The following is a 19369-nucleotide window of genomic DNA, read 5'->3' on the forward strand; positions in this document are numbered from 1 at the left end:
CCCTCAGCACGTCCCGGAGAGCCCCCATGCCTCAGCAGCCATCGGCCCTGGCACCCAGTCCGCCACGGCCCACCCCGCCCACACCCCCCGCGCACCACCGGCCGCCGCGCTACCGTCGCTGGCGCGGCGCGGGCAGAGAAGTCGGCATCCACTACGCCGTCTTCCTCCTGACAGCGGTGCTCGTCCTGGCACCGGTCGTCCCCATCCTGTACCAGTCATTGCGCGACCGGCCCCTGTACGAGGGCGGCGGCGCCTTTGTCCTGGACAACTACGTCCGACTGTTCACCGAGGCCGGCTTCGGACACACGGTCGTCAACACACTCCTGTTCGCGGTGCTCACTACGCTGTTCGCCCTTGCCATCGCTGTCCCCATGGCCGTACTGCTCACCCGGACCCGTTTCCCCGGAGCCCGGCTGTTCGCGCAGATCGTGCGGTGGCCGATCTACCTTTCACCGCTGGTCCTCGCCTTCGGATGGATCGTGATGTACGGGCCCGCCGGGTTCGTCAGCGCCGCCCTGCACAACGCCCTCGGCATCGTCCCCTGGGACCTGTACAGCCTGCCTGGCATGGCGTTCGTCGAGGCCGTCGCACAGGCCCCCATCGCCTATCTGTTCTGTGCCAACGCCCTTGCGTCGTCGGACGCCTCCCTCGAACACGCAGCCCGCGTCTGCGGCGCGAAGCCCGCCCGTGTGCTGCGCTCGACGGTCCTGCCGATGCTGCGCCCACCGGTTCTCTATGCGAGTCTGCTGATCTTCGGCACCGCGGTCGAGACCCTGTCGATCCCGCTGATCCTCGGTGAGCCCAATGACATCGAGATGTTCTCCAGCTTCCTCTACAGCCACGGCATGGAGGCCCTGCGTCCCGACTACGGGCTGCTCGGCGCCGCATCCACGCTGATCCTCGCCGCGACCGTGTGCCTGTCCCTGTTGCAGATCCGTCTGCTCAAGCATGCCCAGAGGTACGTGAGCGTGCGCGGCAAGGCAACGCGCCGCGGCAGCCTCGACATCGGCGCCTGGCGCTGGCTGGGCTTCGGCTTCGTCACCCTCTATCTCGGCTTCGGTGTGCTGCTGCCCATGGCGGCCCTGGTACTGCGGGCGTTCAGCCGATTCCTGTCGCCACTGATCTCCCCGTTCTCCACGCTCACCCTCGACAACTTCCGGCTGATCTTCGCTTACGAACCATACGCGCAGTCGATCACGAACAGCCTCGTCGTCGCGCTCACCGGGGCCGCCGCGGTCACACTCTTCGGAGCACTCGTCGTACTCACGGCACGACGGTCCCGGTTCCGCCTCGGCCGATGGCTCGAGGTCCTCGCCCTCTCACCGCAGGCGATCCCCGGACTGATCATCGGCATCGGCCTGTTCTGGGCCATCGCGCTCGCGCCGTCCCCGATCAGCGCGACCCAGGGAACACTCGTCGCCGTCGTGATCGCCTTCGGTATCCGCGCCCTGCCCTCCTCCTTCGGCTCCATCTCACCCGCCGTACTCCAGCTGGGACAGGAACTCGACAACGCCGCCCGCGTCGCTGGCGCCGACTGGTGGCGCACCGTCACTCGCGTGCTCCTGCGCCTGATCGCTCCGGCACTCGTCGCATCGTTCCTGCTCATCTGGGTGCAGATGATCCGCGAATACGCGCCGGCGATGTTCCTCGCGGGCTCGGACTCCCAGGTCATCGGCACCACCGCCGTCGAGCTGTGGACTCAGGGAGAGACCGGATCCGTCGCCGCACTCTCCACCATCCAGATCGCCGTCACCGTCGTCGCCGCAAGTCTTGTGAACCTGTTCATCAAGGAAAAGAAGGGTGCGCCCCATGCCTGAGCTCGCCGTCGAGAACATCAGCAAGTCCTTCTCGGGCACCACCGTGCTCACGGACGTCGAGTTCACCGTCGCCGACGGGGAGTTCTTCACTCTCCTCGGCCCGAGCGGCTGCGGCAAGTCCACGACCCTTGCCTGCGTCGCGGGCCTGGAGGACCCCGACTCCGGCACCATCCGCGTCGGCGACGACGTCTTCTTCAACGGGCGCCGTGACACCACTGTGCCACCGGAGGGCCGCAACCTCGGGCTCGTCTTTCAGTCCTACGCCCTGTGGCCCCACATGACAGTCGCGGACAACCTGGCCTTTCCCCTCAAGCTGCGCAAGCTGCCAGCGGACGAACGCGACCGCCGCATCGACGCGGCCCTCGACAAGGTCGGCCTGCTCGAACTCAGGAACCGCTACCCGCATCAGCTCTCGGGCGGCCAGCAGCAGCGCGTCGCCCTCGCCCGCGGCATCGTCTACTCCCCCGGCGTTCTCCTCCTCGACGAACCGCTCTCCAACCTGGACGCCAAGATGCGCGACCAGGCGCGCGCGTGGCTCAAGGACCTTCAGAGGGAGATGGGCATCACCACCGTGTACGTCACACACGACCAGGTCGAGGCCATGTCCCTCAGTGACCGCATCGCGGTGTTCCTGGGCGGAAGGCTGGAGCAGGTCGGCACACCCGCCGAGATCTACGAGACACCTGCAACGCCCGAGGTCGCGGCGTTCATCGGCCGCTGCAACCTCCTCGACGGGACCGTGCACATCACAGCCGATGACACCAGGACGGTACGGGTGTCGCTCTCCGGTACAGAGCAGCACCTGCGCGTCCCCCGCACCGATGACCTCCAGGACGGACAACGTGTGACGGTTGGCCTGCGCGCCGAACGCGTCCGTTTCGCGGACGAGACCGCCGCCGAGGAGGACCAGGGCAGCGTGTTGCAGGCGACCATCGTCGACAGGGCGTATACCGGAGCCCACTACGAGTACCGGCTGTCCATCGGCGACCTCACCCTTCTCGCCGAGAGCCCGACCCACCGGGCCGCCGCCGACACAAGCGTCCATTTGCGCGCCGGCGACTGCCTCGTCTATCCCAAGGCGTAGCTCGATCCGGTGTGCGCCGCTTCAGAGCGGTTGAAGGCCCGCCTTGGTCTCGGCGACCAGTTCGGGAGAGCGGGAGAGGGCACCCGCGGTCAGGGCGAGCACGAGGGGCACCGTTGAGTGCCGCCGGGCCACTGGGCTCCGCGCCGACCACGCCCCTGGCCCCTACCTGAACACGGCAACGGTGCTGGGTCCGGGCCGACGGGGCAGGGCCAGCAGTGTTTTGTTGACCAGTCCGCACGACAAGTCGCCATGCTTCTCACGTGCGCGTCCACGTGGGGGAGAAGCGCTGTTGCGAATGCAGGCCTGCGGCGAAGACGGCAGCCTCACTTCACCGTGCTGGGCAGGACTCGTTCCGCTCTGCGTGTCGAAAAAGACGACCGCCCTGATGACGTCCCCTGACTCCGCTCCCGGCATCGCGGCGCGGCGTCCGATCACCGCGCGGGACCTGCAGAGGAGCATATCGATATTCGACAAGCTCGTGGTCGCTGACGAGACCGGCCCGGTGGGCTGGAAGACCGGCTGATCACTGCCTCTCGCCAACGCTCCCGGGTCCTGGACGCCACCATCGTCGTCTCAGCGGACCTGGCGAAGTCCACTGCTGATCCCGCGGCATCTGAACTGTCCACGAGACTGCACACACAAAGGATCAGCAGTCGGCTTCGCGTCACCTGCAGCCGGTTTCTGCTCGCTGTGGCCGGGTGGCCTCCTACGATCCGGTGCATGGACCCCGAACTGCTGGAACGGATCACCGCGCGGCGCGCGGAACTGGACGAACTCGAAGAACGGCTGGCCAAGCAGTTGGCGGAGGTGCGGGCCGAGCAGGACGAGCCGGCCGTCGCCGAGCGGGTCCTGGAGCGGATGAGCGAACAGCTCGCCGACGAACGCGCCTTTGTCGCGCCGGCGCCCGGGCAGGTGGGCGGACGTGCGGTGATGCTGATCCCGCACCGCACACCGGACATGGAGGACACCACCCTTCCGCCGGACTACCAGCGCATCCTCGCCGCCGTGCGGCAGGCCGCCGGTCCGGTCATGGACCGGCAGGTCGGCGATGCGCTGGGAATTGACGTCAGCGTGCGGTCCAAGCTGGAGCCGAAGCTGGTCAGACTCGTCGATCGTGGCTGGCTGCGCAAACAGCTCGACGCGGTTACGTCCGCGCCGCGCTGCCGCTACCGGACAGCGGGTCTGTCAAACGAGCGGTGTGACTGGGGTGGTTGGTTAGTGGCGGGCGGCTGAGAGTCGGCCGTCGAAGGTGATGTCGAAGGCGTTCAGCGCGGTCTTCCAGCGCATGGTCCAGCGAGCCTGGCCCTTGCCGGTGGGGTCGAGCGACATGATGGCCATGTAGACGCACTTCAGGGCGGCCTGCTCGTTCGGGAAGTGTCCGCGGGACTTGACCGCTCGCCGGATCCGAGCGTTGACCGACTCGATCGCGTTGGTGGTGCAGACGATGCGGCGGATCTCGGTGTCGAACCGCAGGAAAGGGGTGAACTCCTCCCATGTGTTCTCCCACAGCTTCACGATCGCCGGATACTTCCTGCCCCACGCGTCGGCGAACTCGGCGAACCGGTCCAGGGCGGCTTCTTCGGTCGGTGCGGTGCAGACGGGCTTGAGGAGCTTGGCGATCTTGTCCCAGTCCTGGCGGGCTGCAGAGCGGAAGGAGTTCCGCAGCAGGTGGACCACGCAGGTCTGCACGATGGTACGGGGCCAGACCGTCTCCACCGCCTCGGGCAGGCCCTTGAGACCGTCGCAGACGAGCATGAGCACATCGCTCACGCCCCGGTTCTTGATCTCGGTGAGGATGTGCAGCCAGTGCTTGGCGCCCTCGCCGCCGCCGGCGGCCCATAGCCCGAGGATCTCGCGCCGGCCCTCGGTGGTGACGGCCAGGGCCACGTAGATGGGCCGGTTGGCGACCGCGCCGTCGCGGATCTTCACGTGGATGGCGTCGATGAAGACCACCGGATAGACGGTGTCGAGGGGTCGGCTCTGCCATTCGGCCATGCCCTCGAGGACCTTGTCGGTGATGGTGGAGATGGTCTGGCGGGAGACGTCGGCGCCGTAGACCTCGGCCAGATGGGCCTGGACCTCGCCGGTGGTCAGGCCCTTCGCGGCCAGCGAGATCACCATTTCGTCGACGCCGGGCAGGCGCTTCTGCCGCTTCTTGACGATCATGGGCTCGAAGGAGCCTTCCCGGTCGCGGGGCACGGTTATCTCCACCGGCCCCACGTCGGTCAGCACGGTCTTGGAGCGTTTGCCGTTGCGGGAGTTGCCGCCGTTCTTGCCCGCCGGCTCGTGCTTGTCGTAGCCGAGGTGGTCGGTGATCTCGCCTTCCAGGGCGGACTCCAGCAGCCGCTTGGTCAGCTGCTGCAGCAGCCCGCCCTCGCCGGTCAGCTGCAGACCCTCGGCCTGCGCTCGGCTCACCAGCTCGTCGATCAACTGTTCGTCCACGGCCTTCACCCGCGCAGCCTTCGTAGGCTCGACGGCCTCAGCCTCGGACACGTTCTCACTGGACATCGATGCATCTTCCATGATCGGGAGTTACACCGAACGTCCCGTCGTCGGCTCTCTGCCAGTGGCCGTACTCCCTACGTCGTCAGTCGCTTGCAGCACGCCGCCGCCCAGGGCGCCGTCACCGTGTCGGTCGCCTGCCACCGCGACACGCTGGTCAAGATGGTCTGCAACATGCTCTCGAGGCGCGCTGCCTCGGACGGGGACGGTTACCACTGGCGCAGCCCGACGGCGAACAACACGGCCCCGGCTCCCGGTCCACCGCGGCCTCGCGGTCCATGGCCTCCGGCGGAAGCGCCGGAAATCGGCCTTGGGGCGAAGCAGCGGGTGTGCCAGGGTGGCCGCATGACGTGGAACGGTGAGGAGTACCAGGCCCGGTTCGACCGCATCGCCCTCGAGGGAGGGGATGTCCATGGTGAAGCCGCGCTGGTCCGTTCCTTCGCACCGGCCACGGTCCTCGACGCGGGCTGCGGCACCGGGCGGGTGGCCATAGAGCTGGCCCGCCACGGGATCGCCGTGGCGGGCGTGGACATCGACGAGTCGATGCTCGCCACCGCCCGGCGCCGCGCGCCGGGGATCAGCTGGTATCAGCGCGACCTGGTGGGACTCGACCTCGGACAGCCGTTCGACCTTGTGGTGATGGCGGGCAACGTCCCCCTGTTCACCCCACCGGGAACGGAACCGGCCCTGGTGGCCGGGGTAGCGAGTCACGCCCGGCCGGGCGGGCGCCTGGTCGCCGGGTTCTCCCTGGACCGCGGTTACACCCTGGACGACTACGACGCCCACTGCCGTGCGGCGGGACTCACCCTCGAAGCCAGGTACGCAACCTGGTCCCGGAACCCTTACACCGGCGGGGAGTACGCGGTTTCCGTGCACCGCAGGCCCTGACCGCCCGCCGCCCGCCGCCGGGCCCGCGCTCAGGGCAGCGCGTGGCGAAGCGCGTCGGCCAGCTCCACCGGACGATCGCGCAGCAGGTTGTGTCCGGCGGCGATCAGCGCAGTCGTGTGGCCGCTCGTCGTCAGCGCCGCCCACGCGGCGATGTCCCCCTCGGTGACGGTCTCGTCCTCCGTGGCACGGATGGCGAGGATCGGCGACGCCACGGGTGCCCACTGGGTGGTTCCGGTGAGGTACTCGTAGGTCGCCCGGTAGTCCGCGCGCAGCGCCGGGGCCACCATCTCCAGGACGTCCGGCGCATCGAGCAGCTCGGCGGGCAGGTAGCCGTCCGCGACGACCCGGGCGAAGAACTGGTCGTCCGGGAGGTCCCAACCCCCGGCGGCCGTGCGGACAGGTGTCCCCGGCGCCTGTTGTGCCGAGACGGCGAGCAGAGCGGCATTCTCCGGCTCCAGCGCACGGGCTGTCTCGTACGCCAGCACCGACCCTGACGAGTGGCCGCAAAGGATGATCTGCGCCTCACCCGCGTGCGTACGGATAGCGTCCGCCAGCCGCTCGGCCACGGCCGGGAGGTCGGCGATGGGAGCCTGGTCGAGCAGCGATTCCCTGCCGGGCAGACGGACCGCCACCGGGTGGGGGTCCGGTGCCAGGGCCCGGCCCAGCGCCAGCACCGCGCTGACGCCCGCCCCTCGCGTGGGGGAACAGGTACGCCATCCGCCCCGGCCGCTTGGCGGACACCAGGTCCACCAGCCAGTTCCGGCTCACCGCGACTCCTCCTGATCTGCCGTGCCCAGGACGGCGGCGAGGGAGCGGAGGTAGTCGCAGGCCATGTCCAAAAGGCGTTCCGCCTGGCCGCTGTCGCCCGCGTGCGCCAGCCGCAACCTCAGCTCGTCCCCCGTCGTATAGGCGCTGAACTCCCAGTGGAACGGCCGGGGGTTACCCGGGCCCCGGTCGCCCCGGTACGGCAACGGAACTTCCACCAAGCCGTCGTCGCCGCGTCCGGCCGTACCGGTGAACACCGATCCGAGCCCGCCCAGATAGTTCACACTCACCCACGGGCGTTCCGCCCCCTCAAGCCGGGAACGAACGGTGGTGTCCGAAGCACCGTACCGCCACAGACCATGTTCGAGGGCATGGCGTGAACAGGCCTCGCGAGCGCTGTCGAGCACCTCACGCGGCCCGGCGCCCGACGCCGCCTCGACCAGCACGGGAACCAAGGCCGTGAACCAGCCCACGGTCCGGGACACGTCCGCACCGCCGACCACCTCCTCTTCACGACCATGCAGTTCCATCACGACCCGGACAGCACGGCAGCCCAGATCAGCGGCGGCCGCACCCGCCGCAGCCGCCAGCACAGCGTCAGCCGGGTGCGCGCCCCGCCTGCGCAGGCCCTCCAGCAGGGCATGGGAGTGCATCGAGTCGAGCGCGCGCTCGACGACGCGGGTACTGCCCTCGTAGGTCATGGGAGGCAGCCCGGAGACCACACCAGGCGTATCGGCTCCTACCACCGGACTGAGCCGACAGGCTGCCGACGCCGTCACTGAGTGGCTGGACGAGGCCGGCTGATGAGCACAACCCTCCGCACGTGCTGACGCGACTGGATGCGAGCCGGACATTCCCCGAGCTTCACTTTCGCAGTACGCCTCACCCAGTTCGTCGCGATGGCGACCTGAGCTGCCCGAAGAGACATCGTGCCTGCACAGACGGCACGGTGCAGGCAATTCTCCAAGCGCGATCCGCGTCGTGGGCGTTGAACGATCGCCGATAGTGGTGAGGCCAAGCATGTGCCGGCAGGCTCGGCGGGGATACCCGCGCAATTGTCCCGGCCGCGGCGGCAATCCCGGTTGATCCGGCGAACCGGCTCAACATCAACGAGCGGTAGGGACAGGTGCCTGCGTACGGTAGTGACGGACCTGGGTGACGCTCCCGGCCCAGGCCCGCCGGGGCGGTATCAGCCTGCACACGCGCATAGGGAGAGCAATGATGGCCAAGCACACCGCGCGGACTCCGGCTACTCCACGCGTTCTGACTGATCCACTCCGCAACCGGGGTGTGGGGTTCACGCAAGTGGACCGGGACGAGTTGGGCCTGACCGGGCGCCTGCCGTCCGCGGTACTGACTCTGGAGCAGCAGGCGCAGCGCGCGTACCAGCAGCTGCAGGCTCAGGACGGTGACCTGGCCAAGAACGTGTATCTGGAGCAGCTGCACGACCGCAATGAGACTCTGTACTACAAGGTGCTCACCGATCACCTGGTGGAGTTGTTGCCGGTCGTGTACGACCCCACGGTGGGCGAGGCGATCGAGAAGTACTCCCATGAGTACCGCCGCCCGCGCGGCGTCTTCTTGTCCATCGACCGGCCCGAGGACATCGAGAAGGCCTTCGCCACGCTCCAACTCGGGCCCGAGGACGTGGACCTGATCGTGTGCAGCGACGCGGAGCAGATCCTGGGCATCGGCGACTGGGGCGTGGGCGGCATTCAGATCGCGGTCGGCAAGCTGGCGGTCTACTCCGCGGCAGCCGGCATCGACCCGGCCCGCGTCATCCCCGTGTCACTGGATGTGGGAACGGACCGCGAGGGGCTGCTGAAGGATCCGCTGTATCTGGGCAACCGGCACCCCAGGGTCCGGGGGGCCGACTACGACGCGTTCGTCGAGACGTACCTGCGGACGGCCTCGGCAATGTTCCCGCGTGCGCTGCTGCACTTCGAGGACTTCGGCCCCAGCAACGCCCGGCGGATCCTGGAGACCTACGGCGGCTACCGAATCTTCAACGACGACATGCAGGGCACCGGTGCCATTACCCTGGCCGCAGCCCTGTCGGCCATCAAGGTCAGCGATGTGCCGATGCGAGAGCAGAAGGTGGTGGTCTTCGGCGCGGGCACCGCCGGGGTGGGCATCGCCGACCAGCTGCGCGATGCCATGGTTCGTGACGGTGCGGGCCGCCGGCAGGCCACGGCCCAGGTCTGGCTGATCGACAAGCCGGGCCTGCTCACCCGCGGCACAAGTGACCTGCGTGACTTCCAGCAGTCCTACGCGCGCGATCCGTCGGAGGTCGCCGATTGGAGGAAGGACGACGGCGGGGTCTCCCTTCTGGAAACCGTGAAGCAGGTCAAGCCGACGATCCTGCTTGGCACCTCCACCGTGCACGGGGCGTTCACCCGCGATGTCGTCGAGGCCATGGCCGAGGGCACCGAGCGTCCGATCATCCTCCCGCTGTCCAACCCGACCTCGCGCATCGAGGCCATGCCGGCCGACGTCATCGCCTGGTCGAAGGGCAAGGCTTTGGTCGCCGTCGGAATCCCCGTCCCACCCGTCGAGCACGACGGGGTGACCTACGAGATCGCGCAGGCCAACAACGCGCTGCTGTATCCCGGGCTGGGCCTGGGTACGATCGTTTCCGGCGCATCGAGGGTGACCGATGGGATGCTGCTCGCAGCTGCTCGGGCGGTGGCCGACCAGGTCGACGTCAGCGCACCGGGCGCCTCCCTGCTGCCGCCTGTGGAGAACCTGCGCAAGTTCTCCGCGATGACCGCAGCGGCGGTGGTCGAAACGGCGGTCGGCGAGGGCGTGGCCACCAGCGAGCCGGCCGATCCCGGCCAAGCCGTCCGCCAGGCCATGTGGGAGCCCGTCTACGGCGACGGAGCGACGGCATGACCGCGCGGCAGTCGGGCGCGGGCAAGGACGAGGACACCCCGGAGGTTCTCGACGTGCCCATTGGTCTGGACGCGACCGGAACCCGGCGGGAGACGGACTCGATGGGCGCGATCGACGTACCGGCGGACCGGTACTGGGGTGCCCAGACGCAGCGGTCTCTGATCCACTTCTCCATCGGGAACGACCGGATGCCCAAGGCGGTCTACCACGCCTACGGCTACGTCAAGAAGGCGGCCGCGATCCTCAACGGGCGGGCCGGGCGGCTGCCGGCTTGGAAGGGCGACCTGATCGAGAAGGTCGCTGACGAGGTCATCGCGGGCCGGCTCGACGACCACTTCCCGCTGTATGTGTGGCAGACCGGGTCCGGGACGCAGTCCAACATGAACACCAACGAGGTGATCAGCAACCGGGCGATCCAGCTGGTCGGCGGCGAGCTGGGCAGCAAGTCCCCGATCCACCCCAACGACCACGTCAACATGGGGCAGTCCTCCAACGACACCTTCCCCACCGCCATGCACGTCGCCGCGGTCAAGGCGGTCCACGAGCACCTGCTGCCCAGCGTGCAGGCGCTTCAGCGGGCGATCGAGGTCAAGGCGGAGCAGTGGCGCGACGTGGTGAAGATCGGCCGCACCCATCTGGAGGACGCGGTCCCGCTCACCGTCGGACAGGAGTGGTCCGGCTACGCCCACCAACTGACACAAGCCGTCGACCAAGTCACCGCCTCCGCCGAGGGCCTGTACGAGCTCGCCGCGGGCGGCACCGCAGTCGGCACCGGGCTGAACGCCCCACCCGGCTTCGGCGAGCAGATCGCCAACAAGATCGCCGCCGCGACCGGCTACCCCTTCCGCACCGCGGAGAATAAGTTCGCCGCCCAGGGTGGCCTGGATGCCATGGCCAGCGCCTCCTCCGGCCTGCGTGCCCTTGCCGTGCCGCTGATGAAGATCGCCAATGACATCCGGTGGCTGGCCTCAGGGCCCCGCTGCGGCCTGGGCGAACTGATCCTCCCGGCCAACGAGCCGGGATCCTCGATCATGCCGGGCAAGGTCAATCCGACCCAGTGCGAGGCGATGGTCATGGTCTGCCTCCAGGTTCTCTCCGAGGACGCTGCCGTCGCCTTCGCCGCCTCGCAGGGCAACTTCGAGCTCAACGCCATGCGACCGGTCATCTTCAACAACTTCCTGCACGCGGCCACCATCCTCACCGACGCCTGCGCCAACCTGCGCCAGTACTGCATCGAGGGCGCCCAGCTGCACCGCGACCAAATCGACTCCTATGTCGACCGGTCCCTCATGCTGGTCACCGCCCTCTCCCCAGTCATCGGCTACGACAAAGCCTCGGCCATCGCGCACAAGGCCGACGAGGAGGACACCACCCTGCGTGAGGCCGCACTGGACTCCGGCTCTATCAGCACCGAGGACTTCGACCGCATCGCCAACCCAGCCGCCATGGCCCGCCCGCCTCATCGATCGCCGTAGGGCCCAAATTTCGAGCACCACGCTGACTGCTCTCGTCATCTGCACCGCGCGCGTGGGCCTCACCCTCGGGCGAAGCATCGCGCTGGCGCACGGCGCCTCAGTGGGAGGCAGCTGCCGCGACACCGCCACACAAGACGCGCGCGATCTCGGCCTCGACCCAATCGTCGAATTCGGCCTCGACCCGACGACGCTCAGTGGCCGATTCGACCTCGTCCTCGACACTGCCGACACGCTCCCGACTGACGCAACGAAGAAGATGCTGAAGCCAGGCGGACGCATCGTCAGCATCCACCCCACCCCCGCGAACATCGCAAAGAGCGCACTGCCGGGCCCGTACAACGTCTTGGTCACCAGGCCCGTCACGGCGGACCTCGAGGAGGTCGCGCGCGCCGCTGGACGCGGCACCCTGCGGGTGCCGATCGCCCGCACGGTGCCGCTCACCGAGGCCATCAAGGCGCTCACCGAACTCGAGCGCGATGGCACGCCCAAGGGCGGCAAGCTCATCATCACGACCGAGTGACCCCTGACATCCGGCCGACCCTCGCCCCCACCACAGGAGCTCCTTCTCATGACTGCGCAGATCTGGGTGCTCGGCGGCACCGGTCGCAGCGGCCGCACCATCGCAGCACAGCTCGCCCGGCTCGGCCTGACAGCCGTCCTCGTCGGCCGGGACGCGAACCGCCTGCACGCCGCGGCACAGCAGACCGGCAGCGAAACACTCCTGGCCCCTTCCCTTGCGGCCGCCGCCGCGGAAATCCGGCAGCAATGCCCCGCCGTGGTCATCAACACGGTCGGTCCGTTCACCACAACGGCCCCTGAGGTAATCGACGCCTGCCGTGCCGTCGGCAGCCACTACATCGACCTGGCGAACGATGTCGAGGCGCTCTCCGCCGCGTACGAGATGCACCACGCTGCCACCCAGGCGGGCCATACGCTGGTCACCGGTGCCGGGTTCGGCGTGACCGCCACCGAGAGCGTCGTGATGAAGCTGTGTGAAGGAGCGTCCGCGCGATCACTCCTGGGGGCACACCGTCGTGACCTGGCCGGATGGCGAGACCCGAGAGGGCTGGCTGCGCCTGGGCGACGCCCAGGAGTACACCGAAGCAGTGGCCGCAGAGATCGCCCGGCGACTGCTGGCCGGTGAGGGCCGACCTGGCGCATACACCCCGGCCGCCCTCTTCGGCCCCACCCTCGCCGAATCCTGCGGCGCCGCGTACCTGCTGCCCTAGCGCGGCCGACGGCGACTTGCCACCGATCTTGCCCGATGAGCCAGCTTGTCGGTGGCAGCCATCGCTGACCACCGCTGTCGCGTTTGGAGCAAGCCAGTTGTCGTCATCAGGCCCCCTGCAACACGGGCTGCGGGCGCTGGGGCAGGCAGCGCGGCTGCGTGTGATCAGCGGGCGATAGATGACCAGCGCGTGGAGGTGGGCCGTCCCCCACCTCCACGCGCCGCTCCCCACCACTGCAGAGGTCGTCGTGTCTCACCCCAATGCCCGACTGACCGTCCATGGCCGCAGGCTCCTGGTCGACCGGGTCCGGTCCGGCAGGCCCGTCGCCCACGTAGCTGATGAGATGGGCATCTCCCGCGCCACCGCCCACAAGCGGGTCCGCCGCTGGCGCGCCGAAGGCGATCCGGGCCTGTATGACCGCTCCAGCCGGCCCAGGTCCACTCCGCACCGCACGCCCGCAGACATCGAGAACCGCATCTGTGAGCTGCGGCGCGAAGGCAAGCTCGGCCCCGCACGCATCGGACCGATCCTGGCGTTGCCCGCTTCGACGGTCCACCGCGTCCTTCCTCGCCACGGCCTGAACCGCCTCCGCTGGTTGGATCGGCCCACCGGCCAGGTCATCCGCCGATACGAACGCGAGCTTCCCGGTGAGCTCATCCACGTCGACATCAAGAAGCTCGGCAACATCCCCGAGAGCGGCGGACACCGGATCATGCCCCGTCAGCAGGCCACCGGCAACCGGCAGGCCACCACCCACGCACGCACGCAAGGGCGGCAGTCCCGTGATCGGCTACAGCTTCGTCCACACAGCCACCGACGATCACTCCCGGCTCGCCTACAGCGAGGTCCTGACCGACGAACATAAGGAGACCGCCGCCTTGTGGGAGCGCGCCAACGCCTTCTTCGTCGGCCACGGCATCACCGTCGAACGCGTCCTCACGGACAATGGCTCCTGGTACCGATCCCGGCTGTTCTCGCAGACCCTCAGCGCCGCCGGCATCGTCCACAAACGCACGCGCCCCTATCGCCCGCAGACGAACGGCAAGGTCGAACGCCTAAATGGCACCCTGCTCGACGAGTGGGCGTACGTGCGCCCGTACTCCAGCAACGCCGAGCGCATCGAGGCCCTGGCGGACTTCCTCCACACCTACAACTACCACCGGTGCCACACCGCACTCGACGGTCGACCACCCATCAGTCGCGTCAACAACCCTGCGGGTCAACACAGCTAGTCATGCCAGACCCATAAGGCCGCGGGCCAGCGGGCCGGCGGCCCTATGCAGACCCGCGGAAGACCTGACCGGGGGCGGTGAGCGGGCGAGGTCATGGCCCGCTCGAGGGCGGACGTGCTCTACTTGCGGCCGACCATTGCCCATGGGCCGAGAGTGAAGCTGTCAGCGTCCCGTCGTACTTCCAGGGCCCCCGCGCCACCGAAATGCGCGGGAACGAGCAGCTCCCGTTCGTCGGCGGCCCGCCCGAGAATCCGACGGCGGCTGGCCGCCGCTTCTTCCGGGGCCAGGCAGGCACTGCTGTTGCAGCCGGGGTGCAGGATCTGCACCGGGCTGTGAAGCAGGTCCCCGACGAAGACCGCCCGGTCGCTGCCGGACGCCAGGCGCAGCACGGACGAGCCGGGAGTGTGGCCGGGTGCGGCTTCCAGGGTGAGGTGTTCGTCGATGCGGTGGTGGCCGTCCCACAGCACGGCCTGTCCGGCCTGGTGGATGGGCGCGATGCTGTCTTCGTAGATCAGGCGGTCGACCTCCTGCACGCCGTTGCCGTACGCGTTGTCCGGACCGTAGTGGAAGTCGTCGGCGGCCGGAATGAGGTAGTGGGCATTGGGGAACGCCGGCACCCACTGCCCGTCCGCGTCGACGGTGTTCCCTCCGACGTGGTCGACGTGCAGGTGGGTGTTGACGACGGCGTCGACGTCCTGCGGCCGGATGCCGGCCCGCTCCAGCAGGCCGAGGAAATCACTCTGCGCGTTGTGGAAGGGCCCCATGCCCGGCCGCTCACGACCGTACCCGGCTCCGGTGTCGACCAGGACGGTCCGGCCGGCACTGCGCAGCACCCAACTCTGCAAAGCGGATACCACCATGCCGCTGTCCGGCTCCCAGTGGTCCGGTGCCAGCCAGTCCTCGTTGTCCTTCCACACATCGGCGGCGACCGCTGGGAGGAAATCGGGGGCCGGCAGGACCGGCTGGTGCCACTCGACGAACCGGATGACCTCGACGTCGCCCAGCACCATGCTCTGCACATTCTCGTTCTCGTTCATCACGTCATCGACGTTAAGGACGCCCGGACGATCGTCTCAATGCGTCATGGGCTCATAAAAATGCGCATGCGTCTCACCCTTCATACGGTGGATACCGTGGAGGGATGGATGTAGTGAGCGACGCGATCTCTGCCGTGCACCTCGGGCACCCCTGGTTCCACCGGATGCGGACCAACGGCACCTGGTGCGCGCGGCTGGATCCCTACGACGGCGCGGGCTTCTACGTCGTCATCAAGGGCCGCTGCTGGCTTTTGACCGACAACAGCGCCCCCGTGCCTCTCGGCGTGGGTGACGCGGTACTGCTGCCCCATGGCACAGGCCACGTGATCGCCGATTTCCCGATCGACCCGGCGACCGCGAAGACCACGGCGGTGCCGTTCGAGCAATCCCTTGCCCAGCAGACAGAGCCGCCAACCCAGCACGATCACCACGAGACAGAGACGATCTGCGGCAAGTACTGGCTCGACTGCAGCCGCATGCACCCGCTCATGGCGGAGCTGCCTGACATCGTCCACCTGCCCAATCGAGTAGGCAGCCACCCCGAACTCCGTGCGGCCATCGATCTGCTCGCCGGTGAGCTGGATGAAATCCGGTGCGGCTCCTGCGTGGCACTGCCGAGCCTGCTCGACCTCCTCCTCGTCTACATGATCCGCGCCTGGATGACCGAGGCCCCCAACGGAGTCTGGCCCCGCGTACTTGGCGACCCAGTGACGGCCGCCGCCCTGCGGGCCTTGCACTCCGACCCGGCCGCGCCGTGGAGCACCGACTGTCTGGCGGCCGATGCGGGCGTCTCCCGCTCCACCCTGGCACGCCGGTTCACCACTCTCGTCGGCCGCCCTCCGATGGCATACCTCACCTGGTGGCGCTTGATCCGTGCCGCCACCCTGCTCCGGGATACCCAGGACACCCTGGCCGCCATCGCCGACCGAGTCGGCTACCGCAGCCCATACGCCCTCTCACACGCCTTCCAACGGGAGTTCGGCGTCACACCGGGACGGTATCGAGCACAAGCCACGGCACGATCCGCCGACGTCGGAACAGACTGAGCTCTTGCAGCGGGGCCGAGCTGGATCGAAGAGGCTTGTATAAGGTCTCCGTCGTTCCAGCAGGAAGGCACTTTGGGCGTGCACACTACCGGGTCGCGCCCCAAGCTCGTCGTCTCGTCCGACGGGCGCGGGGTGGTCGGCCACGCCGGGTCCCGCCGCTGACCGATCTCGCCGATGCCACCGGCCTGACTGCATCCTTCACCGATGCGCCGCGCCGCCTGCGGTCACGCGGCACCGGACACGATCCCGGCCGGATCGCGGTGGATCTGGCGGTGATGCTCGCCGACGGCGGCGAGGCGATAGCGGAACTGGCCCTGCTGCGCGATCAGGCCGAGGTGCGAAGCCCTGGCCCGTCTGCTCAGGCCGGGCAACGCCGGGGCCAACACCGCCGCCGATCACATCGCCGTCCTGGACCAGGCCCTGGCCCGACCCCCGACGCCCACCGCCACGGCACGGACCTCCTCATCCGCACCGACAGCGCCGGAGGCGCGAAGGCATTCCCGACCCACCCGCGCAACGTGCGCTCGCGCGGCATCCACACGTTCTTCTCGGTCGGTTGCCCCGTCACCGAACCGGTCCGCCGCGCGATCCGCGCCCTGCCCGAGCACCTCTGGCATCCCGCGCTGGAACAGGACGGCTCCCCGCGCACCGGTGCGGAGGCCGTCGAGCTGACCGGCATGGTGGACCTGGACGGCTACCCCGACGGCATGCGGATCACCGCGCGGCGTGAGCGCCCGCATCCCGGCGCCCAACTGTCCCTGTTCGACCTCGACGAGGGCCTGCGCCACCAGGTCTTTCTCACCGACACCCCGTACCGCGAAGGCTCATTGCAGCACCTGGCCCACCGGGCGCACGCCCGCGTCGAGGACCGCATCCGCTACGGCAAGACCACCGGCTTCGGCCGCTTCCCCTCCCGCCACTTCGCCATCAACACCGCCTGGCCGGAGCTCGTGCTGACCGCCCTCGACCTGCTCGCCTGGATACGCACTCTGCCGCTGGAAGGCGAACTGGCCGCCGCCGAACCGGAAGCTCCGCTACCAGCTGCTGCACCCAGCTGCCCGCATCACCCTCGGCGGTCGCCGGCCGCACCTGCGGATCTCCGCAACCCAGCCCTGGCGAATCGAGCTGACCAGCGCATTCGCCCGCCTCACGGCCCTGCCACGGCCACCCACCTGAAGCGCGGCACCGTCCCTGCCCACCCACAACCCGAGGAACCCTGGAGCACCCGACCCGGGTGTCGGGCCCCGGCCATGCCCGTCCGGCCATGAGCAACCGACACCACCGCTTCACCGCGATCCGACCAGCTCAGCCACGCGAAACGAAAGGGGGAGGCTAGAGTCGGAACAGCTTCTCGGCGTTCAGGTGCGTCATCTTCTCCTTGTCCTCGTGGCTGACGGGCAGCTCCTCGACGAATGCCCGCGTGCCGTCCAGCGTCAGATACGGGTAGTCGACGGACCAGATGATGCGGTCGGCGCCCACCACCTTGTGCACGAACTCGAAGTGGGGCAGCCCCCAGATACCGCTGGGAGTGACCCAGACATGATTCCGGTAGATCTCGGTGATGGTGTCCGGCAATCCGGTTGTTCTCGGCGGGAGCGCATCGTCGAGGCGCTGCAGGAAGAACGGCACCATCTCTCCCCAGTGTCCGCTGATGACCTGCAGGTCGGGGTGGCTCTGGAAGGCTCCGGAAAGGATCAGCCGCAGAACGTGCACTCCGGCCTCGTTGTGCCAGCCCCACGCGCCGAGCGAGAGCCATGAGCTCACAGCCGGGGAGAAGCCGCCGTAGTAGGCGTCCTGCACCTGCGGCAGTGGGTGGTACGGATGCACATAGAGGGGCACCCGCAGGTCGCTGAGCTTTTGGAGCACGGGTGCGTATCGCGGGTCGTCCAGGAACGTCTCTCCCGGCCGGCCCACGATGAGCACGCCTTTCAGACCCAGTTCGCCTACCGACCTGTCGAGTTCGGCGACCGCCGCCCGCGGGTCCTGCCACGGCAGGACCGCGAACCCGCTCAGCCGGTCCGGGTACGCCTTGATCGCGGCGGCGAGCCGGTCGTTGGCGGCACGCGTCAGCGACACGGCCTCGTCGGGTGGGGCGAGTTGCGCCGGCGTGGTGCAGGAGACCACTTGCATCTGGATGCCGTGCTTGTCCATGTTCCTGATCCGGCCCTCGCCGAGGTCCGCGGCCAGCTCGTCGGCCTCCCGCATCGACAAGACCGTCGGGCGCCCGCTACCACGCGGCCAGGGCGCTTCCGCGTCCTGTTGAGCGCCCATATAAGGCGCTTCCCGCAGCAAGGCGGGTGCGGCGGCCTTCGCCATCTCACGGTCGACCGTGTGTTCTTCGACGCAGATGATTTTCATGCCTTCATGATCCGTTCGGCCCAAGCGGTCCGTCCAAGACCTTCAGCGGCACCTGCCATACCCTGAAGGCATCACCACAGGGTAGGAGGTGGGTGCGACGGATCTGGACCTGCGCAAAGTGCGCTACTTCGTCGCCGTGGCCGAGCACCGGTCCTTCGTCCGTGCTGCCGAAGCGCTGCACATCGCGCAGCCGGTTCTGTCCCGCCAGATTCGTTCGCTGGAACATGACCTGAGGGCCACCCTGTTCGACCGGGACACCAAGGGAACGCGACTCACCGCGGCCGGTGAGGCGTTGCTGGAGGAAGCGCTCAGTCTGCTCGCGGCGGCAGATGCTGCCCGCCGCCGCGTTCGCGACGCGGCCGCGGGTTCGCGCAGATTCACGGTCGGGTTCACGCCCGGCGTGTCCATCGCCCCCGCTGTCCGGGAATTCTCCGCCCGCCACGCCGACGTCTCTGTGGAGGTGCTCCGCATGGATTTCGTACACCGGGCCGACTCCGTGAGGGACGGCCAGGTCGACGTCGGATACCTGCGCCTGCCGGTCCGCACTCACGGCCTGTCGATCGAGCCGTTGTTCAGCGAGCCACGCGTGGTCGAGTTGCCGACCGGCCATCGGCTCGCGCAGCGAACCACGGTGCGCATCGCCGAACTGAGGGCCGAACGCATGCTTCTCGACGACGTGGCCCAACCACGCGACGGTTCACCTGCGTCGCCGGAAGAACACACGGAGCGGCCAGTCCTCGCCGCCCGGAGCATCGAGGAGTTGCTCGAGCATGTCGCCGCGGGACGCGGTGTCGTGGTGGTTCCGCTCTCGACCGCCTTGTACTTCGCTCGCCCCGACATCGCCCACGTCGTCATCGAGGACCTGGGCCCGTCCCATGTCTGCCTTGCCTGGAGAAGTTCCCGGCGTGACGCGCTCATCAGGGAATACGTCGACATCGCCCGGCGGACGGCTTCGGCGCGCCTGCTCGGCGGCAACGGTGCGGTGAGCGACCACAGTTCATTCGACACGATTCACGGCCGCGACTGACGCCTCCCCATGACCAG

The 19369-nt window shown here is 68.6% G+C and carries 15 protein-coding genes and 3 pseudogenes; 13 read left to right on the plus strand and 5 right to left on the minus strand.

The window, feature by feature from the left end; genetic code table 11:
• Positions 1-26: 26 nt before the first annotated feature.
• The 4 genes from N6H00_RS00300 (at position 27) to N6H00_RS00315 (ending at position 4134) form a co-directional block, all read left to right on the plus strand.
• Positions 27-1817: an ABC transporter permease gene (locus tag N6H00_RS00300; RefSeq protein ID WP_268969446.1), complete on the plus strand. Its 1791-nt coding sequence runs from the start codon at positions 27-29 to the stop codon at positions 1815-1817.
• Positions 1810-2901, plus strand: coding sequence for an ABC transporter ATP-binding protein (locus tag N6H00_RS00305; protein WP_268969447.1), 1092 nt, complete (start codon positions 1810-1812; stop codon positions 2899-2901). The genes N6H00_RS00300 and N6H00_RS00305 overlap by 8 nt, the downstream gene beginning before the upstream one ends.
• A gap of 361 nt (positions 2902-3262) precedes the next feature.
• Positions 3263-3424: a hypothetical protein gene (locus tag N6H00_RS00310; RefSeq protein WP_268969448.1), complete on the plus strand. Its 162-nt coding sequence runs from the start codon at positions 3263-3265 to the stop codon at positions 3422-3424.
• A gap of 197 nt (positions 3425-3621) precedes the next feature.
• Complete coding sequence (locus tag N6H00_RS00315; protein WP_268969449.1) at positions 3622-4134, plus strand: hypothetical protein; 513 nt, start codon at positions 3622-3624, stop codon at positions 4132-4134.
• On the opposite strand, the gene N6H00_RS00320 is transcribed toward N6H00_RS00315, so the two are convergent.
• Positions 4117-5409, minus strand: coding sequence for an IS256 family transposase (locus N6H00_RS00320; RefSeq protein ID WP_268969450.1), 1293 nt, complete (start codon positions 5407-5409; stop codon positions 4117-4119). The genes N6H00_RS00315 and N6H00_RS00320 overlap by 18 nt on opposite strands.
• A 339-nt stretch (positions 5410-5748) precedes the next feature.
• Between N6H00_RS00320 and N6H00_RS00325 the strand changes: the two genes are divergently transcribed.
• Positions 5749-6291, plus strand: a complete 543-nt coding sequence (locus N6H00_RS00325; protein ID WP_268969451.1) for a class I SAM-dependent DNA methyltransferase — start codon at positions 5749-5751, stop codon at positions 6289-6291.
• A 29-nt stretch (positions 6292-6320) separates the two neighbouring features.
• On the opposite strand, the pseudogene N6H00_RS00330 reads toward N6H00_RS00325, so the two are convergent.
• Together N6H00_RS00330 and N6H00_RS00335 are read right to left on the minus strand one after the other, a co-directional pair.
• Positions 6321-6986 (minus strand): annotated as a pseudogene (locus N6H00_RS00330) (thioesterase II family protein); the annotation flags it as partial.
• 69 nt (positions 6987-7055) lie between these two features.
• On the minus strand, positions 7056-7757 hold the full coding sequence (locus N6H00_RS00335; protein WP_268969452.1) for a hypothetical protein: 702 nt from the start codon (positions 7755-7757) through the stop codon (positions 7056-7058).
• 520 nt (positions 7758-8277) lie between these two features.
• On the opposite strand from N6H00_RS00335, the gene N6H00_RS00340 reads away from it, so the two are divergent.
• From N6H00_RS00340 to N6H00_RS00360, 5 genes and pseudogenes are all read left to right on the plus strand, one after another.
• Complete coding sequence (locus N6H00_RS00340) at positions 8278-9948, plus strand: NAD-dependent malic enzyme (RefSeq protein ID WP_268969453.1); 1671 nt, start codon at positions 8278-8280, stop codon at positions 9946-9948.
• Positions 9945-11423, plus strand: a complete 1479-nt coding sequence (gene fumC / locus N6H00_RS00345; protein WP_268969454.1) for a class II fumarate hydratase — start codon at positions 9945-9947, stop codon at positions 11421-11423. The genes N6H00_RS00340 and fumC overlap by 4 nt, the downstream gene beginning before the upstream one ends.
• A 52-nt stretch (positions 11424-11475) precedes the next feature.
• Complete coding sequence (locus N6H00_RS00350) at positions 11476-11943, plus strand: zinc-binding dehydrogenase (protein WP_268969455.1); 468 nt, start codon at positions 11476-11478, stop codon at positions 11941-11943.
• 48 nt (positions 11944-11991) lie between these two features.
• Positions 11992-12567, plus strand: a complete 576-nt coding sequence (locus tag N6H00_RS00355) for a saccharopine dehydrogenase NADP-binding domain-containing protein (protein WP_268969456.1) — start codon at positions 11992-11994, stop codon at positions 12565-12567.
• A 332-nt stretch (positions 12568-12899) separates the two neighbouring features.
• Positions 12900-13884, plus strand: a pseudogene (locus N6H00_RS00360) (IS481 family transposase).
• 119 nt (positions 13885-14003) lie between these two features.
• Here the strand turns inward: N6H00_RS00360 and N6H00_RS00365 are convergent.
• Positions 14004-14921, minus strand: a complete 918-nt coding sequence (locus tag N6H00_RS00365) for an MBL fold metallo-hydrolase (protein ID WP_268969457.1) — start codon at positions 14919-14921, stop codon at positions 14004-14006.
• Between the two features lie 104 nt (positions 14922-15025).
• Between N6H00_RS00365 and N6H00_RS00370 the strand changes: the two genes are divergently transcribed.
• Positions 15026-15967 carry an AraC family transcriptional regulator gene (locus tag N6H00_RS00370; RefSeq protein WP_268969458.1) on the plus strand — a complete coding sequence of 314 codons (942 nt, stop codon included), beginning with the start codon at positions 15026-15028 and terminating at the stop codon, positions 15965-15967.
• 39 nt (positions 15968-16006) lie between these two features.
• Positions 16007-17143: pseudogene (locus tag N6H00_RS00375) on the plus strand (transposase).
• Positions 17144-17299: 156 nt separating this feature from the next.
• Here the strand turns inward: N6H00_RS00375 and N6H00_RS00380 are convergent.
• Positions 17300-18325: an amidohydrolase family protein gene (locus N6H00_RS00380; protein ID WP_268969459.1), complete on the minus strand. Its 1026-nt coding sequence runs from the start codon at positions 18323-18325 to the stop codon at positions 17300-17302.
• 88 nt (positions 18326-18413) lie between these two features.
• Between N6H00_RS00380 and N6H00_RS00385 the strand changes: the two genes are divergently transcribed.
• Positions 18414-19352, plus strand: coding sequence for a LysR family transcriptional regulator (locus tag N6H00_RS00385; protein WP_268969460.1), 939 nt, complete (start codon positions 18414-18416; stop codon positions 19350-19352).
• Positions 19353-19369 lie beyond the last annotated feature (17 nt).

It is taken from the genome of Streptomyces sp. S465 (assembly GCF_026898115.1).
Lineage (GTDB): Bacteria > Actinomycetota > Actinomycetes > Streptomycetales > Streptomycetaceae > Streptomyces > Streptomyces luomodiensis.

Excerpts from the sequence above, each read along its gene's own strand:
- N6H00_RS00315 (WP_268969449.1), top strand. The coding sequence starts at position 3,622 with ATGGACCCCGAACTGCTGGAACGGATCACCGCGCGGCGCGCGGAACTG.
- N6H00_RS00300 (WP_268969446.1), top strand. The coding sequence starts at position 27 with ATGCCTCAGCAGCCATCGGCCCTGGCACCCAGTCCGCCACGGCCCACC.
- N6H00_RS00365 (WP_268969457.1), bottom strand. The coding sequence starts at position 14,921 with ATGAACGAGAACGAGAATGTGCAGAGCATGGTGCTGGGCGACGTCGAG.
- N6H00_RS00370 (WP_268969458.1), top strand. The coding sequence starts at position 15,026 with ATGGATGTAGTGAGCGACGCGATCTCTGCCGTGCACCTCGGGCACCCC.
- N6H00_RS00355 (WP_268969456.1), top strand. The coding sequence starts at position 11,992 with ATGACTGCGCAGATCTGGGTGCTCGGCGGCACCGGTCGCAGCGGCCGC.
- N6H00_RS00320 (WP_268969450.1), bottom strand. The coding sequence starts at position 5,409 with ATGTCCAGTGAGAACGTGTCCGAGGCTGAGGCCGTCGAGCCTACGAAG.
- N6H00_RS00380 (WP_268969459.1), bottom strand. The coding sequence starts at position 18,325 with ATGAAAATCATCTGCGTCGAAGAACACACGGTCGACCGTGAGATGGCG.
- N6H00_RS00305 (WP_268969447.1), top strand. The coding sequence starts at position 1,810 with ATGCCTGAGCTCGCCGTCGAGAACATCAGCAAGTCCTTCTCGGGCACC.
- fumC (WP_268969454.1), top strand. The coding sequence starts at position 9,945 with ATGACCGCGCGGCAGTCGGGCGCGGGCAAGGACGAGGACACCCCGGAG.
- N6H00_RS00325 (WP_268969451.1), top strand. The coding sequence starts at position 5,749 with ATGACGTGGAACGGTGAGGAGTACCAGGCCCGGTTCGACCGCATCGCC.
- N6H00_RS00335 (WP_268969452.1), bottom strand. The coding sequence starts at position 7,757 with ATGACCTACGAGGGCAGTACCCGCGTCGTCGAGCGCGCGCTCGACTCG.
- N6H00_RS00340 (WP_268969453.1), top strand. The coding sequence starts at position 8,278 with ATGGCCAAGCACACCGCGCGGACTCCGGCTACTCCACGCGTTCTGACT.